Source organism: Acidovorax soli, assembly GCF_900107605.1.
GTDB lineage: Bacteria > Pseudomonadota > Gammaproteobacteria > Burkholderiales > Burkholderiaceae_C > Acidovorax > Acidovorax soli.
On record NZ_FNQJ01000006.1, the window covers coordinates 65,289 to 89,193 of the forward strand.

Annotated in this window: 22 protein-coding genes and 1 other RNA gene; 11 read left to right on the forward strand and 12 right to left on the reverse strand. The window is 66.1% G+C overall.

Annotated elements, in window-relative coordinates; translation table 11 throughout:
- Positions 1 to 136 precede the first annotated feature (136 nt).
- Genes BLW02_RS06790 through BLW02_RS06800 form a run of 3 tightly spaced genes read right to left on the reverse strand, consistent with a single transcriptional unit; the run spans position 137 to position 3,045 of the window.
- Positions 137 to 1,171 (reverse strand): DctP family TRAP transporter solute-binding subunit, encoded by a 1,035-nt coding sequence (locus tag BLW02_RS06790; protein ID WP_092697611.1) that lies wholly within the window; start codon positions 1,169 to 1,171, stop codon positions 137 to 139.
- 21 nt (positions 1,172 to 1,192) lie between these two features.
- Entirely contained in the window at positions 1,193 to 2,491 is a 1,299-nt protein-coding gene (locus BLW02_RS06795; protein ID WP_092697612.1) for a TRAP transporter large permease, read from the reverse strand.
- A complete protein-coding gene (locus BLW02_RS06800; protein WP_092697613.1) occupies positions 2,488 to 3,045 on the reverse strand; it encodes a TRAP transporter small permease in 558 nt (185 codons plus the stop codon). The genes BLW02_RS06795 and BLW02_RS06800 overlap by 4 nt, the downstream gene beginning before the upstream one ends.
- Positions 3,046 to 3,229: 184 nt before the next feature.
- On the opposite strand from BLW02_RS06800, the gene BLW02_RS06805 reads away from it, so the two are divergent.
- From BLW02_RS06805 to htpX, 9 genes are all read left to right on the forward strand, one after another.
- Positions 3,230 to 4,165 carry a LysR family transcriptional regulator gene (locus tag BLW02_RS06805; protein WP_092697614.1) on the forward strand — a complete coding sequence of 312 codons (936 nt, stop codon included), beginning with the start codon at positions 3,230 to 3,232 and terminating at the stop codon, positions 4,163 to 4,165.
- Positions 4,166 to 4,534: 369 nt separating this feature from the next.
- Entirely contained in the window at positions 4,535 to 5,434 is a 900-nt protein-coding gene (locus BLW02_RS06810; protein ID WP_092697615.1) for an amino acid ABC transporter substrate-binding protein, read from the forward strand.
- Positions 5,435 to 5,542: 108 nt separating this feature from the next.
- Positions 5,543 to 6,298 carry an amino acid ABC transporter permease gene (locus BLW02_RS06815; protein WP_092697616.1) on the forward strand — a complete coding sequence of 252 codons (756 nt, stop codon included), beginning with the start codon at positions 5,543 to 5,545 and terminating at the stop codon, positions 6,296 to 6,298.
- 1 nt (position 6,299) lies between these two features.
- Positions 6,300 to 6,965, forward strand: a complete 666-nt coding sequence (locus BLW02_RS06820) for an amino acid ABC transporter permease (RefSeq protein ID WP_092697617.1) — start codon at positions 6,300 to 6,302, stop codon at positions 6,963 to 6,965.
- 151 nt (positions 6,966 to 7,116) lie between these two features.
- Positions 7,117 to 7,854, forward strand: a complete 738-nt coding sequence (locus BLW02_RS06825) for an amino acid ABC transporter ATP-binding protein (RefSeq protein WP_092697618.1) — start codon at positions 7,117 to 7,119, stop codon at positions 7,852 to 7,854.
- Positions 7,855 to 8,018: 164 nt separating this feature from the next.
- Entirely contained in the window at positions 8,019 to 8,210 is a 192-nt protein-coding gene (locus BLW02_RS06830) for a DUF7706 family protein (RefSeq protein ID WP_026436664.1), read from the forward strand.
- A 72-nt stretch (positions 8,211 to 8,282) separates the two neighbouring features.
- Positions 8,283 to 9,335: a dihydroorotase gene (gene pyrC / locus BLW02_RS06835; protein ID WP_092697683.1), complete on the forward strand. Its 1,053-nt coding sequence runs from the start codon at positions 8,283 to 8,285 to the stop codon at positions 9,333 to 9,335.
- Positions 9,320 to 10,102, forward strand: coding sequence for a DUF3025 domain-containing protein (locus BLW02_RS06840; protein WP_092697619.1), 783 nt, complete (start codon positions 9,320 to 9,322; stop codon positions 10,100 to 10,102). The genes pyrC and BLW02_RS06840 overlap by 16 nt, the downstream gene beginning before the upstream one ends.
- 72 nt (positions 10,103 to 10,174) lie before the next feature.
- Positions 10,175 to 11,056, forward strand: coding sequence for a protease HtpX (gene htpX / locus BLW02_RS06845; protein WP_092697620.1), 882 nt, complete (start codon positions 10,175 to 10,177; stop codon positions 11,054 to 11,056).
- A 69-nt stretch (positions 11,057 to 11,125) separates the two neighbouring features.
- On the opposite strand, the gene BLW02_RS06850 is transcribed toward htpX, so the two are convergent.
- The 5 genes from BLW02_RS06850 to BLW02_RS06870 form a co-directional block, all read right to left on the reverse strand.
- A complete protein-coding gene (locus BLW02_RS06850; RefSeq protein ID WP_092697621.1) occupies positions 11,126 to 12,841 on the reverse strand; it encodes an NAD(P)/FAD-dependent oxidoreductase in 1,716 nt (571 codons plus the stop codon).
- Between the two features lie 77 nt (positions 12,842 to 12,918).
- Positions 12,919 to 13,362: a universal stress protein gene (locus BLW02_RS06855; protein WP_092697622.1), complete on the reverse strand. Its 444-nt coding sequence runs from the start codon at positions 13,360 to 13,362 to the stop codon at positions 12,919 to 12,921.
- Between the two features lie 19 nt (positions 13,363 to 13,381).
- Positions 13,382 to 14,944 carry a DHA2 family efflux MFS transporter permease subunit gene (locus tag BLW02_RS06860; protein WP_342029663.1) on the reverse strand — a complete coding sequence of 521 codons (1,563 nt, stop codon included), beginning with the start codon at positions 14,942 to 14,944 and terminating at the stop codon, positions 13,382 to 13,384.
- A 14-nt stretch (positions 14,945 to 14,958) separates the two neighbouring features.
- The gene (locus BLW02_RS06865; RefSeq protein WP_092697624.1) at positions 14,959 to 16,143 is read right to left on the reverse strand and encodes an HlyD family secretion protein; all 1,185 of its coding nucleotides are present in this window, start codon (positions 16,141 to 16,143) and stop codon (positions 14,959 to 14,961) included.
- A gap of 41 nt (positions 16,144 to 16,184) precedes the next feature.
- The gene (locus BLW02_RS06870) at positions 16,185 to 17,666 is read right to left on the reverse strand and encodes an efflux transporter outer membrane subunit (RefSeq protein WP_092697625.1); all 1,482 of its coding nucleotides are present in this window, start codon (positions 17,664 to 17,666) and stop codon (positions 16,185 to 16,187) included.
- A gap of 99 nt (positions 17,667 to 17,765) precedes the next feature.
- Here BLW02_RS06870 and BLW02_RS06875 point away from each other — a divergent pair, with 99 nt between their 5' ends.
- Positions 17,766 to 18,404: a TetR/AcrR family transcriptional regulator gene (locus tag BLW02_RS06875; RefSeq protein ID WP_092697626.1), complete on the forward strand. Its 639-nt coding sequence runs from the start codon at positions 17,766 to 17,768 to the stop codon at positions 18,402 to 18,404.
- Positions 18,405 to 18,533: 129 nt separating this feature from the next.
- Here BLW02_RS06875 and BLW02_RS06880 read toward each other — a convergent pair whose 3' ends face one another.
- Together BLW02_RS06880 and cysK are read right to left on the reverse strand one after the other, a co-directional pair.
- Entirely contained in the window at positions 18,534 to 19,688 is a 1,155-nt protein-coding gene (locus BLW02_RS06880; RefSeq protein WP_092697627.1) for a J domain-containing protein, read from the reverse strand.
- Between the two features lie 44 nt (positions 19,689 to 19,732).
- Positions 19,733 to 20,653, reverse strand: coding sequence for a cysteine synthase A (gene cysK, locus BLW02_RS06885; RefSeq protein ID WP_092697628.1), 921 nt, complete (start codon positions 20,651 to 20,653; stop codon positions 19,733 to 19,735).
- A 103-nt stretch (positions 20,654 to 20,756) separates the two neighbouring features.
- Here cysK and rnpB point away from each other — a divergent pair.
- Positions 20,757 to 21,208, forward strand: an RNA gene (gene rnpB / locus BLW02_RS06890) — RNase P RNA component class A.
- 94 nt (positions 21,209 to 21,302) lie between these two features.
- Here rnpB and BLW02_RS06895 read toward each other — a convergent pair.
- Complete coding sequence (locus tag BLW02_RS06895; RefSeq protein WP_092697629.1) at positions 21,303 to 22,088, reverse strand: rRNA pseudouridine synthase; 786 nt, start codon at positions 22,086 to 22,088, stop codon at positions 21,303 to 21,305.
- Positions 22,089 to 22,118: 30 nt separating this feature from the next.
- Positions 22,119 to 23,810, reverse strand: coding sequence for an MBL fold metallo-hydrolase (locus BLW02_RS06900; protein ID WP_092697630.1), 1,692 nt, complete (start codon positions 23,808 to 23,810; stop codon positions 22,119 to 22,121).
- Positions 23,811 to 23,905: the final 95 nt, after the last annotated feature.

Below are 23,905 nucleotides of genomic sequence, written 5' to 3' on the forward strand. Positions count from 1 at the left end.
TGAGCCGCCGTTGTGGCGGATGTGCGCGGCGTTGCTGGCCCCCGGGGTCTAGGCGATAGACCGAGAGTTGGCATAAAAAAAGCTTCTAGCGCTTGATACACAAGCGCTAGAAGCTATGGTTTCAGGAGTAATTGGCTTACTTGCGTGCCGCAATCGACTTTTCTGCCAGGTTCACCAGGTCGGCACCGATCTGGCCCTTCCACTTTTCGACCACGGGGCGCGTGGCCTTCACGAAGGCTTCGCGCTCGGCGGGCGTGAGCTGCGTCACGGTGACGCCATGGCTGGCGATCTCTTTCAGCAGCGGCTTGTCGGCCTCGACCACGCCCTTGCGCGCAATGGCGATCTGCTCTTTGCCCGCGTCGATGGCGGCCTGTTTGACGATCTCGCGGTCGGCGGGTGTCCAGCTGTTCCAGATGTCCTTGTTCACCACGAAGATCAGCGGATCATTCATGTAGCCCCACAGCGTCAGGTGCTTTTGCGCCACGGTGTACAGCTTGGCAGCCATATAGACCGACAGGGGGTTCTCTTGTCCATCGACGGCGCTGCTGGCCATGGCCGGCTGGGCGTCGGCCCAGCTCATCTGCGTGGGGTTGGCGCCCAGGGCGGTGAAGGTGTCCAGGAACAGGGGCGAGCCCACCACGCGGATCTTCATGCCCTTGAGGTCTTCGGGCGTCTTGATGGCCTTCTTGGAGTTGGAGATCTCGCGGTAGCCGTTTTCGCCCCAGGCCAGCGGCACCACGCCGGCTTTTTCCAGCGTCTGGAACAGGCTCTTGCCCACTTCGCCCTGCGTGAGCGCATCGGCGGCGGCGTAGTCGGGCATCAGGAAGGGCAGCGAGAACAGGTTGAGCTGCTTGACCTGGGGCGACCAGTTGATGGTCGAGCCCACGGCCATGTCGATCACGCCCTGGCGCAGTGCGCTGAATTCGCGTGTCTGGTCGCCCTGGATCAGCGAGACGCCAGGGTAGAGCTTGATGTTGATGCGGCCGTTGGTGCGCTCGCGCACCTTGTTGGCCCACAGCTCGCCGCCCTTGCCCCAGGGGAAGGCGGTGCCCAGCACCAGCGACATGCGGTATTCGCTCTTGTACGCGGTTTGGGCGATGGCCGCGGGCGCGGTAAAGGCCAGGGCGGCCGCAGCGGCCACGGCCGAGGTGAGGAACGTACGCAGTTTCATTTTTCAGTCTCCTTGTTGAAATCAATAGCCAAGTTTGGCAGGCAGCCACAGCGCCAGTGGCGGGAAGGCAATCACCAGCACCATGACGAGGAACATGGCGAGCAGCATCCAGCCGACCCAGCGCACGGTGGATTCCATGCGCACGCCGGCGATGCGGCAGGACACCATCAGGTTCACGGCCAGCGGCGGGGTGAACTGGCCCAGCGCCACCTTGAGGGTCAGGATCACGCCGAACCACACCGGGTCCCAGTGGTAGTGGTTCATGATGGGCAGCAGCAGCGGCACAAAGATCAAAAAGATCGAGATGCCGTCGAGGAACATGCCCACGGTGATCAGCAGCACGATCAGCAGCGCCAGCACACCGTATTCACCCAGGCCCGAATTCACGATGGCGTTGGCCACCGGGTCGATCACGCCCAGGGTGGACAGCGAATAGGCAAAGATGCCTGCCAGCGACACCACGATGAGGATCACCGCCGACAGCTCGCCCGATTCGCGCAGGATGGGGAACAGGTCACGCACGGAGATAGTGCGGTGGATGACCATGCCCACGAACAGGCCGTAGAACACCGCCACCACGGCGGCTTCGGTGGGGGTGAACCAGCCCGCGCGCATGCCGCCCAGGATGAGCACCGGCGCGGCCAAGCCCCACAGGGCTTCGCGCAGGCTCTGCCAGAAGGGGGGGCGGGGCAGGGTGGCTTCGAGCGCGCCCATCTTGTGCTGGCGCGCCATCCACACGGCCGGAACGATCAGCGCAATGCCGGCCAGCACGCCCGGCACCATGCCGGCTGCAAACAGCGCCGGCACCGAGGCGCCGGGCACCAGCACCGAGTAGATGATGAAAGCCACCGAGGGCGGGATCAGGATGTCGGTGGCGGCCGCAGCCCCCACGACACTGGCCGAGAACGAGGGCGGGTAGCCCGCGCGCGACATGGCGGCAATCATCACGCCGCCCACGGCGGCGGCGTTGGCCGGGCCCGAGCCCGAGATGCCGCCCAGGAACATGGCCACGGCAATCGCCACCAGCGGCAGCATGCCGGGGCCGCGCCCGACGATGGCCACGGCAAAGTTCACCAGGCGCAGCGCCACGCCAGAGCGGTCGAAGATGGAACCGACCAGCACGAACATGGGAATGGCCAGCAGCGGGTATTTGCCCAGGCCGGCGTAGAAGTTCTGCGGCACGGCCAGCAGGCCGAACCACTGGCTGTCGGCATTGGCCAGCGCAATGGCGGCGGCACCGGCCAGGCCCAGGGCGGCACCAATCGGCACGCCGACGAACATCATGGCCAGGAAGGCCACGAACAAGAGCGTAGCGATCATGCCTGGAAGTCTCCGTGGTGGTCTGCGGGCGGCGCCTGGCGGCCGCGCCGGATGAACAGGCCGATGGCGCGCGCGGCAATCAGCGCCGAGATCAGGGGCAGCCAGATCGAATACCACCACTGGGGCACGCCGATGCCGGGTGAAGTTTCGCCAAAGCGGTAGTCGTCCCACACCACGCGCACGCTCAGCACGGCGATCAGGCCGAACAGCAGCGCCACCATGAGCGCGCCAAACCGTGCCAGCAGCTTGCGGCGGGCAACGGAGCCGCCTTCGGCAAAGTATTCGATGCGGATGTGCTGGTCGCGTGCCACTGCAGCCGAGCCGGCCACCAGTGCCAGCACGATCATCAGGAAGACTGAAATCTCTTCGGTCCAGGCAAACGAGGAATTGGTGAAGTAGCGCACCAGCACGTTGGCGAAGGTGATGAGGGCCAGGGCGGCCATCACGATCACCGTGAGCCAGTCTTCGATGCGCAGCGAGCGGGGAGCGTTGTCTTCGGGCGCCGTGGGCGCGGGCGCAGAGGCCGTCGGCCCGGGAGGGGAGGAGGGTGGCATGGGGCAGAGTCTCGGGGAAACAAACAGGGCGAATGCTGTCGCTCTGCCCGGCAGTGTTGTGCACCAGGGGCCTTGGACGGGGCGGGCGCTGTGTGCGCCGCTGCATATTATGGGGCGTGTTGCTGAGGTCACTTGCCTTCGAGTAACCGGGGCGAAAGCGCCTGCGCGCGCGGATAATGCGGCGATGGAAACCAAGTGGCTTGAAGATTTTGTCAGCCTGGCCGAGACGCGCAGCTTCAGCCGGTCTGCCCAGCTGAGGCATGTGACGCAACCGGCCTTTTCACGCCGTATCCAGGCGCTGGAAGCGTGGGCCGGAACCGATCTGGTCGATCGCAGTTCCTATCCCACCCGGCTGACATCGGCGGGCAAGACGCTGTACGACCAGGCGCTGGAGATGCTGCAAGCCATGCAGAACACGCGTGCCATGCTGCGCGCGCACACCAGCGCCAGCCGGGACATGATCGAGTTTGCGGTGCCGCACACGCTGGCCTTCACTTTTTTCCCGGCGTGGGTGTCAAGCCTGCACGGGAAATTCGGCCCCTTCAAGAGCCGCCTGATTGCGCTCAATGTGCACGATGCGGTGATGCGCCTGGTGGAAGGGGGCTGCGATCTGATGATCGCCTACCACCACGCTTCGCAACCTTTCCAGCTGGACACCGACCGCTACGAGATGGTGAACCTGGGGCAAGAGGTGCTGTCGCCCTACAGCAAGGCCGACGCCGATGGGCAGCCGCTGTTTCGCCTGCCCGGCCGCGCCGGCCAGCCGCTGCCCTACCTGGGTTACGCGCCTGGCGCCTACCTGGGGCGCATGACCGAGCTCATCCTCAAGGAGTCGGGCACCGCCATCCATCTGGAGCGGGTCTATGAAACCGACATGGCCGAAGGCCTCAAGGCCATGGCGCTGGAGGGGCATGGCGTGGCGTTCCTGCCGCACAGTGCCGTCAGGAAGGATGTGCGCGAGCGCAAACTGGTGAGCGCGGTACCTGAAGACCAGGCGGGCCTGCAGATCGTGATGGACGTGCGCGCCTACCGCGAGAAACCTGGCGCAAAAGAAGCGCCGAAAGGCACAGCCCAGGCCTTGTGGGCCTATTTGCAGGCGCAAGGTTCCATGCAGATATAAACTGCTCGGTTGGTTTTTCGGGCCTTCTGCAGTGAAAATTCACAGGACTGTCAGCAACAGTCCAGGGCGGGTCGGAACAGGCCGCGGAGCTTGCAGCAAAACATCGCTGTGGCACAAAGATTGCAAGTTCTCATGGCAGGTATTCACAAGGGCATCACGGCATGCAGATTGGGCAATGGGTGGGGGCATGGGGCTTGGCCGCCGAGGGCCCTGCCTTTCGCGCGATTTCTGGAAATACCCTTCCGACCAGGTGCCGTTCTGAACGGCACGGCAGGTAAACCCCCTGTTCTGGACTGTGCCACCCGCACACAATGCGGGTGGACGCAAGTCTCTAGAATTCCTTTTTTACATGACAACTAGGAGATTGAAATGAAGAAGCACATTTTCGCGATGGCCGTGGTCACACTCGCGGCCGGTAGCGCTTTTGCGCAGGCTGGTGATACGCTGGCCAAGATCAAGTCTTCGGGCAGCATCACGCTGGGCGTGCGTGAATCCTCGGGCCTGTCCTACACGCTGGGCAACGGCAAGTACGTGGGCTTCCATACCGAGATGGCCGAAGTCATCATCTCCGACATCCGCAAGCAGCTGGGTCTGTCCGCGCTGGAAACCAAGTACCAGCCTGTCACCTCGCAAAACCGTATCCCGCTGGTGACCAACGGCACGGTGGATCTGGAGTGCGGCTCCACCACCAACAACGCGGCCCGCCAGAAGGACGTGGCCTTTGCCGTGACCACCTATGTGGAAGAGGTGCGCATGGTCGTCAAGGCCAATTCGGGCATCACTTCGATCAAGGACCTGAACGGCAGGAGCGTGGCCACCACCACCGGCACCACCTCGGTGCAGACCCTGCGCAAGAACGAGCGCGCCGGCGGCATCGACTTCAAGGAAGTCTATGGCAAGGACCATGCCGACAGCTTCCTGCTGCTGGAAACCGGCCGTGCCGATGCGTTCGTGATGGACGGCTCCATCCTGGCCGCCAACATCTCCAAGTCCAAGAACCCGGCCGATTTCAAGATCGTCGGTGAAGTGCTGTCGGTCGAGCCGATTGCCTGCATGTTGCGCAAGAACGACCCGGCCTTCAAGAAGGCCGTGGACGACAGCATCAAACGCCAGATCGCCGACGGTTCGCTGGCCAAGCTGTACGACAAGTGGTTCATGCAGCCCGTGCCGCCCACCAACACCAAGATCGGCCTGCCCCTGTCGGAAGCCACCAAGGCGGCCTGGGCCCACCCCAACGACAAGCCCATGGAAGACTACGCCAAGAAATAATCGGCACTCGGCAACGCCCCTTCGAGCCATGCGTGTTCGGGGGGGCTTTTTTTGTTGGACGCGCGCCATGCGCTGTCCGGCTTCATGCAGAAATTGGGGGGTACTCCTATGAGTTGGGATTGGCAGGTGTTCTGCCAGGACACCTTGGATAAAGAGGTGGTGCAAGGCTGCTTCGGCAAGGGCGGTGACATCACTTATCTGGACTGGATGCTGTCGGCCTGGGGCTGGACCGTGTCGGTTTCGCTGTTGGCACTGTTGCTGGCGCTGGTGCTGGGGTCGGTCATTGGCACGCTGCGCACATTGCAGGGGCGGCCGGTGGTCGTGCGCCTGGGCAATGCCTGGGTGGAACTGTTCCGCAACATCCCGTTGCTGGTGCAGATTTTCCTGTGGTACCACGTGGTACCGACGCTGTTTCCGGTGATGCAGGGCGTGCCCGGCTTCGTGCTGGTGGTGCTGGCGCTGGGCTTTTTCACGTCGGCGCGTATTGCCGAGCAGGTGCGCTCGGGCATCCAGGCCCTGCCGCGCGGCCAGCGCTATGCAGGCCTGGCGATGGGCTTCACAACCTTCCAGACCTACCGCTACGTGCTGCTGCCCATGGCGTTTCGCATCATCATTCCGCCGCTGACCAGCGAGACGATGAACATCTTCAAGAACTCGTCGGTGGCGTTTGCCGTGTCGGTGGCCGAACTCACGATGTTCGCCATGCAGGCACAGGAAGAAACCTCGCGCGGCATCGAGGTCTACCTGGCCGTCACGGCCTGCTACATCGTCTCGGCATTTGCCATCAACCGCATCATGGCTTTCATCGAAAAGCGTGCCCGCGTGCCGGGCATGGTCGTGGCCGGCGGATCGGGAGGTCACTGACATGAATCTTGACTTCTCCTTCTACAACTGGGACCTGATCTCCAACTTCGTGCTCAAGGGGCTGTATTTCAGCCTCGTGCTCACGCTGGTGGCCACGGTTGGCGGCGTGCTGTTCGGCACCGTGCTGGCGCTGATGCGCCTGTCGGGCAAGAAGTGGCTCGATATTCCCGCCACCATCTATGTCAACGGCATGCGCAGCATTCCGCTGGTGATGGTGATCCTGTGGTTCTTCCTGCTGGTGCCCGCCATCATTGGCCGTCCCATCGGCGCCGAAGTGTCGGCGGTGGTCACCTTCATCGCTTTTGAAGCCGCGTATTTCAGCGAAATCATGCGCGCGGGCATCCAGTCGGTGCCGCGGGGGCAGGTGTATGCGGGCCAAGCGATGGGCATGACCTACAGCCAGAACATGAAGCTGGTGATCCTGCCGCAGGCGTTTCGCAACATGCTGCCGGTGCTGCTGACGCAGACCATCATCCTGTTCCAGGACACCTCGCTGGTCTATGCCATTGGCGCCTACGACATGCTCAAGGGCTTTGAAGTGGCCGGCAAGAACTTTGGCCGCCCCATCGAGGCCTATCTGGCTGCGGCGGTGCTGTACTTTGCGATGTGCTATGCCTTGTCCTGGATGGTCAAGCGCCTGCACCAGAAGATCGCAATTATTCGATGACACCCCCTGAGTCGCTTCGTGCCTTCCCCCTCCAGGGGGACGACACCGGTGGCCTGGCAAAGCCAGTTCCACGGTGTCTGCTGGCGACGGCCGTGCCGGTTGGGCGGCCAGTGCCCTGAACAAGTGACGAGAGAAGAGATTGGAGAAAGAAATGATCGAACTCAAAAATGTATCCAAGTGGTATGGCCCCGTGCAGGTGCTGACCGATTGCTCCACCACCATCCAGAAAGGCGAGGTGGTGGTGGTGTGCGGTCCTTCGGGTTCCGGCAAGTCCACGCTGATCAAGACCATCAATGCACTGGAGCCCTTCCAGGAGGGCGAAATCTATGTGGATGGCGTGGCCGTGCACGACCCCAAGACCGACCTGCCCAAGCTGCGCAGCCGCGTGGGCATGGTGTTCCAGCACTTCGAGCTGTTTCCGCACCTGTCGGTGACGGACAACCTGACCATCGCCCAGGTCAAGGTGCTGGGCCGCAGCGCCGACGAAGCCAGGAAGCGCGGCCTCAAGATGCTGGAGCGCGTGGGCCTGATGGCGCACAAGGACAAGTTCCCGGGCCAGCTCTCGGGCGGCCAGCAGCAGCGCGTGGCCATTGCGCGGGCGCTGAGCATGGACCCCATCGTGATGCTGTTCGACGAGCCCACCTCGGCCCTCGACCCCGAAATGGTGGGTGAGGTGCTGGATGTGATGGTGGGCCTGGCCCACGAAGGCATGACCATGATGTGCGTGACCCACGAAATGGGCTTCGCGCGCAAGGTCGCCAGCCGCGTGATCTTCATGGACGTGGGCGGCAAGATCCTGGAGGACTGCTCCAGGGACGAGTTCTTCGGCCACCCCGAGAACCGCCAGCCACGCACCAAGGAATTCCTCAACAAGATCCTGCAGCACTGAGGGCACTGCACGTCCCGTCGCCCAGCGGCACCTTCGGGTGCCGTTGGCCTTTTCAGGCCGGGGCGGGCTGTGCCATGCGCGTCCCATCCGCCGGTAAGATGCCCCTGGCCGGAATCTCCCGGCATGCGGCCGCAATGGCCTGAAGCCTGAACGAGATACTGACAATGAAACAACCCGTGGTCATCACCGCTGAGCTGACACCCGAAAACGCCCAGGCGCTGGCGCGCTTCGTCAAGAACATCGGCCATGAGGGCATCCGGGCGTGTTCCCGGGACGATGCGGAAACCTTCCTCGTGCGCGATGCGCTCGATTCGCTGCGTGAGGCGCTGGATCTCGCCGGTTACGACCCTGAATAAACCCATGGCTGCCGCCATCCGGGACGCGATGGCAAATTCCCGATAGCGGGCAGGGATGGGACAATGGCGGCCATGACTGCCGCCCTTGACACCCTCACCATCACCCGCCCCGACGACTGGCACCTGCATGTGCGCGACGGCGAGCCCCTGCACACCGTGGTGCCGCACACCGCCGCCCAGTTCGGCCGCGCGATCATCATGCCCAACCTGCGCCCGCCCGTGACCACGGCCGCGCAGGCGCTCGATTACCAGCAGCGCATCCTGGCGGCCGTGCCTCCACGTGAAGATGGTGGTGTGCAGTTCGAGCCGCTGATGACGCTGTACCTCACCGACAACCTGCCGCCCGAAGAGATCGTGCGTGCCCAGGCGGCGGGCGTGGTGGCCTGCAAGCTCTACCCCGCTGGCGCCACCACCAACAGCGACGCGGGCGTGACCGACCTGCGCAAGACCTACAAGACGCTCGAAGCCATGCAGAAGGCCGGTTTGCTGCTGCTGGTGCATGGCGAAGTGACCAGCAGCGACATCGACCTGTTCGACCGCGAGGCCGTGTTCATCGAGCAGCAGCTCATCCCGCTGCGCCGCGATTTCCCCGAGCTGAAAATCGTCTTCGAGCACATCACCACCAAGGACGCCGCCGACTACGTGGCAGGCGCCGACCGCTTCACCGCCGCCACCATCACGGCGCACCACCTGCTCTACAACCGCAACGCCATCTTCACGGGCGGCATCCGCCCGCACTACTACTGCCTGCCCGTGCTCAAGCGCGAAACCCACCGCGTGGCCCTGGTGCAGGCCGCCACCAGCGGCAGCAGCAAGTTCTTTCTGGGTACCGACAGCGCGCCGCACCCCGCGCACCTCAAGGAACACGCCACCGGCTGCGCGGGCTGCTACACGGCCCACGCCGCCATCGAGATGTACGCCGAGGCGTTCGACAACGCCGGTGCGCTCGACAAGCTGGAAGGCTTCGCCAGCTTCCATGGCCCCGACTTCTACAGCCTGCCGCGCAACACCGGCACCATCACCCTGCGCCGCGAATCGTGGACCCCGCCTGACAGCTTTGCGTTTGGCGAAGCCGAGCTCAAGCCTTTGCGCGCGGGTGAAGCGCTGCCGTGGCGGCTGGTGTAGCCGCCGTGGATTGGGGCGCTGCCTGGCTTGCGCCCTGGCGGGCCACGGGAGAACCGGTGGCGCAGCGGATTGTGCGGGGCGATACCGTGCACAGTGCGCTCCAGGCGGCACTGGGTGCGGGCAGGGGGCCAATGCGTTTTGTCCCCCAGTCCGAACTGCCCGATGGCACCGCCTACGAACAGTTCATCTTCGACACCCGCCGTGTGCCCACGCGCGACAACCTGCATGACTTCTTCAACGGCCTGGTGTGGCTGCAGTTTCCGCTGACCAAGCGGCGGCTGAACCAGTTGCAGGCCCGGGCGATCGCGGCCGATGGCGTTCAGGCGGTGCGGGGGGCGCTGCGGGATGCGCTCACGGTGTTCGATGAAAACGGTGCCGTGCTTGATGCTCCGGCGCCGCTGTGGCAGGCGCTGAATGCGCGCGATTGGCGGCGGCTATTTGTGGAACTGCGCCCGCTGTGGTGCGAGGCCCGGCTGGTGTTGTTCGGCCACGCGCTGCTGGAAAAACTGGTTTATCCGCGCAAACCCATCACCGCGCATGTCTATCAAGCGCAGGCAGCGATGGATTCAGCGGCATCTCTCGATGCCTGGCTGGCGCAGCAGCTGCAGCCCGAGCACCTGGTGGCCAAGCCCTTTGTGCCATTGCCCGTGCTGGGGATACCGGGCTGGTGGCCCGGGAATGAGAACTTTTCCTTCTATGATGATTCCCTCGTATTCCGCAGCGCGCCCCGCAAAAACAACCACACCATGGGATCTGCAGCGCTGTGACCCCGGCTTGAAGGAGCGCGCAGCCACCCCCATGTGTGCCGTTCCAGTCCCCCGCACCTCTGTGGAGAACCCATGAAACGCATTATTTTGTTCCTCTTGACCAACGTGGCCGTGGTGGCCGTGCTGGGCATTGTTGCCAGCCTGCTGGGCGTCAACCGCTACCTCACGGCCAACGGCCTGAATCTGGGCGCGTTGCTTGGTTTTGCCTTTGTCATGGGCTTTGGCGGTGCCATCATCTCGCTGCTGATCAGCAAGCCCATGGCCAAGTGGAGTGCGGGCGTGCAGATCATCGAGCAGCCGCGCAACGCCGATGAGGCCTGGATCGTCGAGACCGTGCGCAAGTTCGCCGACAAGGCCGGCATCGGCATGCCCGAGGTCGGCATCTTCGAGGGCGATCCCAACGCCTTTGCCACGGGCGCGTTCAAGAATTCGGCCTTGGTGGCCGTTTCCACGGGCCTGCTGCAGGGCATGACGCGCGAGGAAGTCGAGGCCGTGATCGGCCACGAAGTGGCCCACGTTGCCAACGGCGACATGGTCACCATGACGCTGATCCAGGGCGTGATGAACACCTTCGTGGTGTTCCTGTCGCGCGTGATCGGCTACGCGGTGGACAGCTTCCTCAACAAGAACAACGAGAACCGTTCGGGCCCCGGCATCGGCTACATGGTCACTACCGTGGTGCTCGACATCGTGCTGGGCTTCGTGGCGGCCATCATCGTGGCCTGGTTCTCGCGCCAGCGTGAGTTCCGCGCCGACGCGGGCGCCACCCAGCTCATGGGGCGCCGCCAGCCCATGATCAACGCCCTGGCCCGCCTGGGCGGCATGCACCCGGCCGAGCTGCCGAAAAGCATGGCGGCCATGGGCATTGCCGGCGGCATCGGCAAGCTGTTCAGCACCCACCCGCCGATCGAAGAGCGCATCGCTGCGCTGCAGAACAGCCAGCCCAACAGCTGATTGCGGCCGCTTCTTTCACGAACCGCCAGTGGGCCCAGGTCCCTGGCGGTTTTTTCATGGCGGCGCGTATCAGCCCAAGCCCAGCAGGCTGCGGGCCACGGCCTCGCCCACCTTGATGCCGTCCACGCCCGCCGAAAGAATGCCCCCCGCGTAGCCCGCCCCTTCGCCGGCCGGGTACAGGCCGGGGGTGTTGGGGCTTTGCAGGTGGTCGCCGCGGTCGATGCGCAGCGGCGCCGACGTGCGTGTTTCCACGCCGGTGAGCACGGCGTCGTGCATGTCAAAACCCTTGATCTTGCGGCCGAACACCGGCAGGGCCTCGCGCAGGGCTGTGATCGCATAGCCGGGCAGGGCGGCGTGCAGATCGCCCAGCGCCACGCCGGGCTTGTACGAGGGCTCCACGCTGCCCAGATCCTTGGAGGGCCGGCCTGCGATGAAATCGCCTACCAGCTGGCCGGGCGCGCTGTAATTGCTGCCGCCCTGCACATAGGCGCCCGATTCCAGCTGGCGCTGCAGCACGATGCCCGCCAGCGGATGGTGCCGGTCGGCGGCCAGGGCCTCGACCCCGTGGGTGGCGCCCAGTGCGGCCGCGTAGGCATCGGGGTCGCGCGGATAGTCGTGCGGGTCGATGCCCACCACCATGCCGGCATTGGCATTGCGCTCGTTGCGCGAATACTGGCTCATGCCGTTGGTGACCACGCGGCCCGGCTCGCTGGTGGCGGCCACCACGGTGCCGCCGGGGCACATGCAGAAGCTGTACACCGCGCGGCCGTTGGCGGCGTGGTGCACCAGCTTGTAGTCGGCCGCGCCCAGCAGTGGGTGGCCCGCGTGGCGGCCCCAGCGCGCGCGGTCGATCACGCCCTGCGGGTGCTCGATGCGAAAGCCGATGGAAAACGGTTTGGCTTCCATCTGCACACCCCGCTCGTACAGCATGGCGAAGGTGTCGCGCGAACTGTGGCCCAGCGCCATCACCACATGGGAGGCCGCGAGCTCGGTGGTAGCGCCCGTCGCCTGGTTCAGCACCTTCAGGCCGCGCACATGGCGGCCTTGCGGGCCGTTTTCCACGATCAGGTCGGTCACGCGCTGTTCAAAGCGGATCTCGCCGCCCAGCGCGATGATCTGCGCGCGCAGGCTCTCCACCACCTTCACCAGCTTGAAGGTGCCGATGTGCGGGTGCGCCACGTACAGGATTTCCTCGGGGGCGCCGGCCTTGACGAATTCGGCCATCACCTTGCGGCCCAGGTGGCGCGGGTCCTTGATCTGGCTGTAGAGCTTGCCGTCGCTGAAGGTGCCCGCGCCGCCTTCGCCGAACTGCACATTGCTTTCGGGGTTCAACTCGCGCTTGCGCCACAGGCCCCAGGTGTCCTGGGTGCGCTCGCGCACGTTCTTGCCGCGTTCCAGCACGATGGGCCTGAAACCCATCTGCGCCAGCACCAGGGCCGCAAAGATGCCGCAGGGGCCAAAGCCCACCACCACGGGGCGCAGGGGCAGGTCGGCAGGTGCCTGGCCCACGGGGCGCCAGGCCATGTCGGGCGTGGGCTGGATGTGCGGGTTGCCCGCGCATCGTTCGAGCAGGGCGGCTTCCTGCGCGGGATCGGCCAGTGCGATGTCGACGATGTACACCGCCAGCAGATCGGCCTTGCGCGCATCGAAACTGCGCTTGAAGACCTGCAGCTGGGCGATATCGGCATCTGCCAGACCCAGGATGCGGGTGGTGGCGGCGCGCAGGGGCGCCTCGGGGGCTTCGGCCACCGTGAAGGGCAGCCGGATTTCAGAAAGGCGGATCATGGTCTTGCGGGCCCGTGGTTATCGGGCGAGGGGCAATGCGGGAGAGGCCGATTTTACCGGCCGTGCCGCAGAACTTTCTACCGGTACACCAGCACCGGAATCTTCGAATGCGCCAGCACCTTCTGCGTCTCGCTGCCCAGCAACAGGGCGCTGACGCCCGAGCGCCCGTGCGATGCCATGAAGATCAGGTCGCAGCCATGCTCGTCGGCCGCCGCGATGATGAGCTCATACGGCTTGTTGCCCACCCGCACCACGCGCTGGCAGCTGGCGCCGGCCGCAAGCACCTGCTTTTCTGCCGCATCCAGGATTTCCGTGGCGGCTTCGTCCAGCCGGGTCTGGAGTTCCTGGCCGAGGTGCGCGTTGCTGACCGCGCCCATCCCGGCATAGGCCGAAGGCGCCTCGGGCTGGGCGTAGAACAGCGTGATGCGGGCGCCGGTTTCCTTGGCGTAAGCAGCAGCCCGCACCACATTGCCCAAGGACAGCTCCGAGCCATCGGTGGGAACCAGAATGTGTTTGAACATGGTTTGCTCCTTTCTGAGGTCAATGCCCACCGGCCCCCGGTTCGATGACACGGGTGGGTTTCGGGGCGATCCAGATGATCGCGGCGGCGATGAAGAACATCACGGCAATGCCCGTCATGACCTGGTTGGTGGACAACATGCCGCTTTGCGAAACGATCAGGTAATCCACCACCTGTGTGGCCGCGTCGGACGGTGTGCCCGACTGCGTCAGCATGGCGTGCACGCTGCCATCGCGGTCGGCCAGGCCCACCAGTTCGGCATGGTTGCGCGTGGTCTGGTTGGCCCACACGGTGGTCACCACCGAGGTGGCGAACGCCCCCGAGAGGGTGCGCAAAAAGTTCATCAGGCCGGCGGCCGAGTCCATCTCGCGCTCGTCCACGCTGCCCAGGGCGATGCCCGTGGTCGGGATGAAGAAGAACGGCAGCGCAAAGCCCATCACGGCCAGCGGAATGGCAATGTCCCAGAACGCCATGTCGCTGTTGGCCAGCGTGCGCCACAGCGTCACCAGGCCCATCCAGAGCACGCCAAAGAACACCAGCGCGCGCGGGTCGCGCTTGCTCGACGCCACGATGGGCGCGACCAGCAGCGCGGTGACGCCCGTCCAGGCGGTGGCCAGGCCCGCCGTGGTGGCGGTATAGCCCATGAAGCTCTGCAGCCACAGCGGCGTGAGCACGCTGACGCCGAAGAAGGCGGCGTAGGCCACGCTGACGGTGATCACGGCAGCGTTGAAGCCCCGGTGGCGGAACACGCGCAAGTCCACCACCGGGTGCTTCTCGTGCAGCTCCCAGATCAGGAAGGCGGCAAAGCCCACCACGGCGATGATGGTCAGCGCCACGATCTGGCTGGAGGCAAACCAGTCGAGGTTCTTGCCCTCGTCCAGCACCAGCTGCAGCGCCACCACCCACACCAGCAGCAGCACCAGGCCCACCTTGTCGAACGGGTTGCGCACGGGGGCATCCTGCATGTGCTGGAGCAGCTTCCAGGCGCCCAGGCCGAAGCCGATGGCAATGGGGGCGTTGATCAAAAACACCCAGTTCCAGGTGAAGTCATCGACCAGCCAGCCGCCCAGGATGGGGCCGACCACGGGCGCCACCAGCGTCGTCATCGACCAGATGCCGATGGCGGCCCCGGCCTTGTCCTTGGGGAAGATGCGCAGCATCAGCGTTTGCGACAGCGGCATCAGCGGGCCGCCGCTCAGGCCCTGGAACACGCGCGCCACCACCAGCATGCCGATCGAGGTGGACAGGCCGCACAGGATGGAGAAGATGCCAAACAGGACCATCGACACCACGAACACGCGCACGGGGCCGAAGCGCGCCGCAAACCAGCCGGTCAGCGGCACCGTGATGGCCTCGCCCACGGCGAACGAGGTGATGACCCAGGTGCCCTGGCTGGCGGCGGCACCGAGCGCGCCGGCAATGTTGGGCACCGCCACGTTGGCGATGGTCATGTTGAGGACCGCGATGAAGTTGGCAGCAGCCAGCATCAGGGCGGCCACGGCCAGCATAGGGCCCTTCAGGGGCGCCACACCGTCGTGGGCCAGGGGGGCCGGCGCGTCGGGCGCCGTCGTCGCTTGACTCATGGTGGCGGTCCCGCTCAGTTCGCTGCGGCGGTGCGGGGGGCTTGGGCGGCGGCAGCGGCTTGCTGGCCGCCCGTGCGGGTGTCGATTTCAGCATGCATCGACAGGCCCACCTTCAGCGGGTTGGCCTGCAGCTGGGCTGGATCGAGCTTCACGCGCACCGGCAGGCGCTGCACCACCTTGATCCAGTTGCCCGTGGCGTTCTGCGCCGGAATGGCCGAGAAGGCCGAGCCAGAGCCGCCCGAGAAGCCTTCGACCACGCCCTGGTAGGTCACGCCCTTGCCGTAGATGTCGGCGTGCAGCGTGACGCTCTGGCCCACGCGCACTTTTTCCAGCTGCACTTCCTTGAAGTTGGCATCGACGTAGATCTCATCCACGGGCACCACCGCCATCAGCGGCATGCCGGGCTGCACGCGCTGGCCCAGCTGCACCATGCGCTTGGCCACCACGCCGCCGAGCGGCGCGCGGATCACGGTGCGCGCCAGATCGACCTTGGCCTGGTCCAGGCGCGCGCGGGCCGCAAGCACTTCGGGGTTGGTGTCCACGGTGCTCTGGCTGATCAGGGCGGCATTGGCCTCCTTGGCGGCCACGGCCGAGCGCTGGTTGGCCGTGACCTGCGCGGCGGCGGCCTTGGCGGCGGCCAGCTGCGCGGTGGCGGCGTCAAAGCCATTCTTGGCGCGCGTCAGCTCGTCACCCGAGACCGAGCCCGAGGCCACCAGCGCCTGGCGGCGCTGCAGATCGACCTTGGCGCGCTCGAAGTCGGCCTGCGCGGCCGCCAGCTGGGCGCTGGCGCGCTGGGCATCGGCCTCGCGGGCGCTGATCTGCGCGCTGAGGTTGGTGTCGTTGGCCATGAGGCTCTTCACGCGGCGCGTGGCGCGGTCGAGTTCCGCCGTGGCCTGGGCCACGGCCAGCTGGGCGTCGGTGGGGTCGATGACCAGCAGCACATCGCCTTGCTTCACCGCGTCGGTGTCGCTCACCTTCACCTCCATCACCGTGCCGCCCACGGCGGGCGTGATTTGCGCCACTTCAGCGGCGGCATAGGCGTTGTCGGTGGAGACGAAATGCGAGGCGTGCAGCTTCCAGTAGGCGGTGGAGCCCACGGCGGCCAGCGCCACCACGCCGCCCAGCATGGCCAGACGGGTATTGCGGCGCTTTTTGACGATGGCGTCGGCGGCGGTGGAGCTGGTGGTGTTGTCAGACATGGGAATTCCTTGTGCGTTGTACTTGTGTGGATGGGGGGGGCTTACTTGGCGGCGCTGGCCAGCGTGCGGGCCGGGGCGGCTTGGTAGCCACCACCCAGGGCACGCTGCAGGCCGATGTCGAGCGTGAGCGAGGCCGAGCGCAGGTTGGTCTGGGCGCTCAGGGCGCTCAGCAGGCCGTCTTCGGCCGTCAGCACTTCCAGGTAGGTCGCCAGCCCGCCTTCGTAGCGGTTGCTGGCCACGCGGTGCGCCTCGGTAGCGGCGTCCACGGCCTCTTGCGCCTTGATGAGGCGCTGGCCCAGGGCCTTCTGGCTGACCGCGTTGTCGGCCACGTCCTGCAGCGCGCGTGCCACGGTGGCGTTGTACTGCGCCACGGCTTCGGCATAACCGGCGTGCGCGCCGCGCAGCTCGCCCTGCAGGCGGCCGCCGCTGAAGATCGGCAGCGAAATCGCCGGGCCGAAGCTGGCAATGCCCGAGCCGCCCTTGGCCAGCATGTCCAGCCCCAGCGACTGCACGCCGATCAGCGCCGACAGGTTCACGTTGGGGTAGAACTCGGCCTTCTTCTGGTCGATGCGGCGGGCCTGGGCCTCGGCCCGCAGGCGCGTGGCCACCACGTCGGGGCGGCGGCCCAGCAGGTCGGCCGACAGCTCGGCGGGCAGGCCAAAAGCGCGGTTCAGCACCAGGGTGGGCCGCTGCAGCGCCAGGCCCCGGTCGGGGCCCGCGCCCAGCAGGGCGGCCAGGCGGTTGCGCTGCAGCGCGATCTGCTCGTCAATGGCCAGCAGCTCGCCTTCGGTCACGGCGCGGCGGGCGTCGGCATTGCGCAGGCCACCGCGCGTTTCCAGGCCGTTGTCAAAGCGCTGGGCAAACAGGCTGGCGGTCTTGCGGCGAATCTCCACCGCGCGGGCGGCGGTGTCACGGTTGGCATACAGGCGGCTCAGTTCGGCGTAATTGGCGGCCACGCCCGTAGCCAGCCACAGGCGCGCCTGCGCCAGCTCGGCGCGGCTGGCCTCGACGTCCGACGTGGCGGCGGCCAGCGCGGCGCGGTTCTTGCCCCAGAAATCGAGCTCCCAGCGCACATCCAGCGTGGCGCGGCCGTAGTCGTTCAGGCCCTCGGTGGCGGGCGAGCGGGGGATCAGGTGGTTGTAGCTGAGTTTGTCGCCGGTGACGGACGCATTGGCGCTGACCTGCGGTTGGTTGGCAGAACCCGTGATCTGCATCACGGCGTCCGCCCGTTGCAGCCGCGCCGCGGCGGCAGCCAGGTCGGGCGCGTCGGCCAGCGCCTCGTCGATCAGCGCGTTGAGCTGGGCGTCGCCGTAGGCTGACCACCATTGCTCGGCGGGCCATAGGGCGCTGGGCGCCTGCAGGGAGGCGGTGGACTGGAAAGTGTCGGCCGATTGGGGCTGGGGCGTGGCGCCCAGGTCGGGCAACTGGGCACATCCGGCCAGAAACAGGGCGGCGCCCAGGGCCGTGAGGGGCGAGACCAGCCGGCGCAAGGTGGGCGCGGGCTGCGTGCTGTGGTGAAGCATTCATACTCCATTAAATGAACTGATCGGTTTAGTTTAGCTTTGGTTTTTGGTGAAATCAAGATAAACTGAACCCATTGGTTCAAAAATAAAGAGGTTGACATGCGCGCCAAAACCGAGACAAGACGGCAGGCCATCCTGGAGACCGCCGCCGAGGTTTTTCAGGAAACGGGGTTCGAGCGGGCCACGATGTCGGCCATCTGCGAGCGCCTGGGTTATTCCAAGGCCACGCTGTACAACTACTTCGCGTCGAAGGAAGAGCTGTTTTTGGCCGTGGTGTTCGGTGCCACCGAGGCCGAGTTCCAGGCCACCCTCGCCGCCCTGGATGCCACCGTGGGGGACATGACCGAGGCGCTGCAAAAGTTCGGCCAGGGCCTGCTCACGCTGCTGTATTCGCCCCAGGTGCAGGCGGTGCGCCGCCTCATCGTTGCCGAGGCCGGGCGCTCGGAGCTGGGACGCCAGTGCTACGAACTCGGTCCCGTGCGCAGCGAGGCGGTGACGGCAGCGTTTTTGCAGCAGGCCATGGACGCGGGCCAGTTGCGCCAGGCCGATGCCCGCATTGCCGCCCTGCACCTGCGGGGGCTGCTGGAGGCCGAATGGCTGGACCGCTTTCTGTTCCAGACCCTGGAGCCGATGTCAGCCGAAGAAATCGGCGCCACCGTGCAGCGCGCGGTGGCTGCGTTCATGGCGGCCTATGGGCCCGTGGCAAGGCCCGCGTGCGCGCAGCAATCCCAGTTCTGATCGCCATATTTGCAATGCTATTGATAGCATAAAACGATTTTCCAGTAAGCGCCTGCTGGTGTTTCTGGTGATGGTGGCGGTTTGTCGGCACGCCCGGGCCGCTATCGGGACAGCGCCTGAAGGGCGGCGTCAGAACCACTCGCCCATGTCGTCCTGCTGCGCCTTTTGCTGTTGGCGCTCGGCCTTGATCCAGCCCTTGAGCGTGGCCGGGTCGGCGCGCAAGGCGTTCAGCGCCTTGCGCAGCTGCAGGTTCTCGTACTCGACGATCTGCAGGTGCGCACGCAGCTCGCGCAAGAGGCCCGCGGGCTTGAGGTTTTGGTAGGGGTCGAGCCCGAACGCCATCAGGAAATGGTCTTGCACGTCCCGCACCTCCTGCTGCAGTTCCTTCAACTGCTCGGCCAGCACGCGGTTGTAGTGTTGCAGGCGCTGCTCGCTCAGGCCTGCGATGTGCTCGGAGTCGATCTGCTCGATTTCCAGCTGCAGTTGCAGCAGGTCGAGCAGCTTGTTGTCCTGATAGGCCTGGTTCACGCGCTGCATCAGCACCGTCTTGCGCTCGCGCTCGGCGGGGTCGGTTTCGCGGTCGGGGTGCAGGTGGCTGGCGAGCTTGCGGTAGATCTCGCGCACCGACTGCGTGGCTTGCGCCGCCTCTTCCTGGGCCTTGAGCTCGCGGGCGCTGGGCTTGCGCGGCCGCGCGGCGCGGCGGGCCTCGCGCTGCTGCCCGGCCTGTTCATGCCGTTCCTGCTGGGCCTGCAACTGCTCTTGCAGGCGGCGCAGGAAGTCCTCGGGAGATTCCATGTCGGCATCCTGCAGGTCCACGTCCACGCCGAAAACCTGCCGCGCCATGGCCTGCGCCATCTCCTTGGCAACGTCGTTGCCCGCGGCCTCTTCTGCGTCGTAGTCGCTGCCGCTGTGGCGGTTGTAGATCTCCTTGAGGCTGGTGCGCATGGCCTCGTCGGGGAGGGTGTCGATCAGCACGGCGAGCCGGTCGGTGATGGCCTCGCCGAGGGTGCGGCGCTCGGCCTTGGTGAGCTTCGTGTTGTCGCTGGCCGCGTCCAGGTACTGCACCAGCTCGACCATCAGCTCCTGGTGCATCTTTTGCAGCGGCACGGCCTCGCGCGCATGGCGCTCGCGGTAGGCGGCGATGGCCTGCTGCCAGTCGTCAAGCAACGCACGCTGCTGGGCGATGCGCTCGATGTGGCGGTTGAACTTCTTTTGCTGTGCGCTCAGCGGCGCACCGGGGTGCGCCGCTGGGATGTGGACGGGAGCGTGGTGTTGGGTGGCCATGGTGGGGCGAGATTGTGCCTTGCTGCGCCCCCCGGCGTGGGTCGTCAAGCCGTGGGCAAAAAGCCTTCGACCGACAGGTAGCGCTCACCCGTGTCGTAGTTGAAGCCCAGCACGCGGCTGCCGGCGGGCAGTTCGGGCAGCTTTTGCGCAATGGCCGCCAGCGTGGCGCCGCTGGAGATGCCCACCAGCATGCCTTCCTCGCGCGCGCTGCGGCGCGCGTATTCACGCGCCGGTTCGGCATCGACCTGGATCACGCCGTCGAGCACGCTGGTGTCCAGGTTCTTGGGGATGAAGCCCGCGCCAATGCCCTGGATGGGATGGGGCGCAGGAGCTCCGCCGCTGATGACGGGCGATAGCGTGGGCTCCACCGCGAACACCTTGAGCTGGGGAAACTTGGCTTTCAGCACGCGCGCCACGCCGGTGAGGTGGCCACCCGTTCCCACACCGGTGATGAGCGCATCGAGTCCGTCGGGGAAGTCGGCCAAAATTTCCTGCGCCGTGGTGCGCGCATGCACTTCGATGTTGGCCGGGTTCTCGAACTGCTGCGGAATCCATGAGTTGGGCGTCTGGGCCTGCAGCTCCTGCGCGCGGGCGATCGAGCCCTTCATGCCCTTTTCGCGCGGCGTCAGGTCAAAGCTGGCGCCGTAGGCCAGCATCAGGCGGCGGCGTTCGATGCTCATGCTGTCGGGCATCACGAGGATGAGCTTGTAGCCCTTGACGGCCGCCACCATGGCCAGGCCCACGCCGGTGTTGCCGCTGGTGGGCTCGATGATGGTGCCGCCGGGCTTCAGCGCACCGGATTTTTCGGCGTCTTCCACCATGGCCAGCGCAATGCGGTCCTTGATGGAGCCGCCGGGGTTGCTGCGCTCGGACTTGATCCACACGTTGGCACCCGAACCAAACAGGCGATTGATGCGCACATGCGGGGTGTTGCCGATGGCTTGCAGAATGTTGTCGGTTTTCATGGGAAGTCTCCTGGGAAAAGAGGGGTTGCCCACGCATTCTGGCCCAGTTCATCGTGGGTGTGCAGCATATGGATATGCCGATCGGGGCGATAATCACTCCTGTGAAGCGCGCCAGACCGCCGCTGGTGCAATCTGGGAAACCAGGCACTGGAGGAACGTCCGGACTGCACAGGACAGCGTAGCAGCTAACGGCTGCCCACCGTGAGGTGAGGATCAGAGCAACAGAGACGAGTCCGGGTGGAAACTACCTGCCACGGAGTGTTCTGTGAGGCGCCAGCGCAAGCTGGCGAGAGGACAGCGAGAGCTGTCCGAACCCGGCGAAAGCCGGGTCCGAACAGCCACCCCGAGCGGGCAAGCCCGCTCGGGGTGAAACGGGCAATCTCTACGCGCAGCAATACCAAGTAGGCCAGCGTTGATGTGGTTCCGCAGAGCTGGCGGGTAGGTAGCATCGAGCCGTGGTGGCGACACCCGGCCCAGAGTAATGGCGGTCACGCTGCGGGTCTTCGCAAGAGGGCCGGCAGTGCACAGAATCCGGCTTATCGGCGCGCTTCACACATTGATAAAGATGGCTGCCAGTGCTTGTCAATCAAGCGCTGGCAGCTATTGTTTTTGAATCCTTTCCCCGGGCAGCGCGCAGCCGCGCAGTGGGTTAGAACCGTTCCCACGGCTGCAGATAGCGCCACTGCCCCTCGGGCACCTTGGCCAGCGGCACGCGGCCGATGCGGATGCGCTTGAGGGCCACCACCGACAGGCCCACGGCCTCGCACATCGCCGGGACCTGCCCGGGGCGGATGCCCTTCAGCGCAAAGCGCAGCCGGGTCTCGTTTTGCCAGCTCACCTTGATGGGCGGCAGCGGGCGGCCGTTGAACGTGAGGCCGTGGCACAGGCGCTGCAGTCCATTGGGGGCGATCTCGCCTTTCACCTCGACGATGCATTCCTGCTCCAGCGATTCGATGTCTTCCGCCAGCTTGCGCGCGATGCGTTTGTCCTGCGTGTAGACCACCAGGCCGCTGGCCTCGGTGGGCAGCGGCGTGAAGCATTCGAGCTGCCGGAAATGGCGCTGCAGCACGCGGATGCCCGAGGCGTCTTCGGCCAGGTGCGAGGCAGCACCGAGCAGCGTGGCGGCCTGTGGCGCGCCCTGGCTGCGGCTGGCGTGGGCGGCTTGCCCGGCCGGAAGTCCCAGGCCAGCCTCGAACCCCGCCGGCTTGTGCAGCAGCAGCGTGACCGGCGTGAGCTCCAGCAGGCTGGCGTCTGGCGCCACCGCCACGGCCTGGTCGGGGCGCACGCGGGCACCGGGGGCTTCCACCACCTGGCCGTCCACGCGCACAAAGCCGCCTTCGATGAACTGCTCGGCCGTGCTGCGCGAGCAGTTCAGTTGGTCGGCCACGCGTTTGGCCAGGCGGATGTGGGTGGGGTCGGGGTTCTTGTCGGTCATTGAATGGGTGGTGTGAGGTGTTTTTGTCGTTCAGTTATTGCCAGGCTGCAGCGAACGGATGCGCTCGACATGCGCCAGCAGCGAGCGCTGGGCCACGGGCCACAGGCGCGGGGGCACGTCGTCGTAGGCGCGCTGCACCCAGTCCTCCATGCTGCCATCGGGCAGCGCCTGCATGGCGGCCAGCACCTTGGCCTCGCGCGCCAGGCGGTGGGCCTTGAGCCGGGCAATCGCGCTGCGCGCCCCATGGATCGGTCCGCCCAGCACGTAGCCGTGGGCGGGCAGGATGAATTCCGCGCCGTGTTCGGCGCACACCGCATCCAGCCGGTCGAGCGAATCGAGGTAGTCGGCCATGTTGCCGTCGGGCGGGTCGATCACGGTGGTGCTGCCGTTCAGGATGTGGTCGCCGCTGAACAGCAGGCCGTCTTCCTGCAGCAGCAGGCACAGGTGGTTGGCGGCATGGCCGGGGGTGTGGATGACCTGCAGGGTGTGCGTTATTTTTCCCTCTGGCGTTTGTCCGGTCAGCGCGAGCAGCTCATTGTTTTGTAGCGAACGGTCGGGCGTGAACTGGCTGGCGGCGCGGGCCGTGGGCGCCGATGGCAGGCCCAGGATGGGCGGCCTGGCCTGGCCCGCCTGCACGCACAGCGCCTGCAGCGGCGCGGCGCCGGGCGAGTGGTCGGCATGCGAATGGGTGCACACGATCATGCGGATATCGCCCCCGGCGGCACGCCAGAGCTTGTCCAGGTGCTCGGCATCGGCCGGGCCGGGGTCGATGGCGATGAAGCCCGTGGCCGGGTCGCCCACCAGGTAGCTGTTGGTGCCGGGGCCGGTCATCACGCCGGGGTTGGGGGCCGTGAGGCGCATCACGTTGCGCAGCAGCGGCACGGGGCGCTCGGCCTGCCAGTCGAGCGGGTGCACGATCTGCCCGTCGGGGCAGACCAGGGCCAGCTCGCCAAACGGCGCTTCGTCTTCCATGTAGCGCGCTTCCTTGCCCGCCAGGATGCCGGCGCGCGGGCAGCTCACCCACAGCGGCTGCTCGTGCGCCACGGCGTCGAGCACCGCCTGGGTGCTGGCGAATTGGGCCAGCCGCTGCAGCGTGCGGATGGTGGGGAAGATCATGAAGAACTGTCCGGCCTCGTGCCGCGCCAGGGCATCGGCAGGGCGCACCCACACGGGCTCGAACTGCTCGGCCTCGTCGGCCACGGGCTCCTGGCCCTCGGGCATGCGGGCCACGAGAAACGGCACGTCAAAGCGCCGGGGCAGGTCGCGGTCGCCGGTCCAGTGGGCCAGCAGGTACACGCTGTCGGCCGCCAGGCGCAGGCCGCGTGCGGCGCACTGCACGGCAAACGGCTGGTGGCGGTCGATGGCGGCGATGTCCTGCGCATCGGCCATCCAACCCTTGCGGGGGCCATCCGCATGGCGCGCCAGCAGCACCCCCAGCTCTTCAAAGCTCTCGCGGATGGCGGCAATGGCCTGCGTGAGGTGCAGGTCGTCCTGCGCGGGGCGGCGGTCGGCCGCGGCGTGCGATTGCGCGTCGAGTGCATCGATGCCACCGCCCGGAAACACATAGGCGCCAGGCGCAAAGCTGGCCGTGCCCGAGCGCCGGGTCATGAGGATTTCGAACCCGCCGTTGTCCGGTGCATCGCGCAGCAACAGCACGGTGGCGGCAGGGCGGGTGGCAACGGGTTCGCGGTGGGTGTGCAGTTGTTGGGTGGTGCGGGGCATGCTTGAATTATGGGCAGGGCGCGGGTTGCTTTTCGGCCGTACATATCCGGATGGCACTGGCTCGGAAAAAGCTTGCAATCGGGCCATGGGGGCAG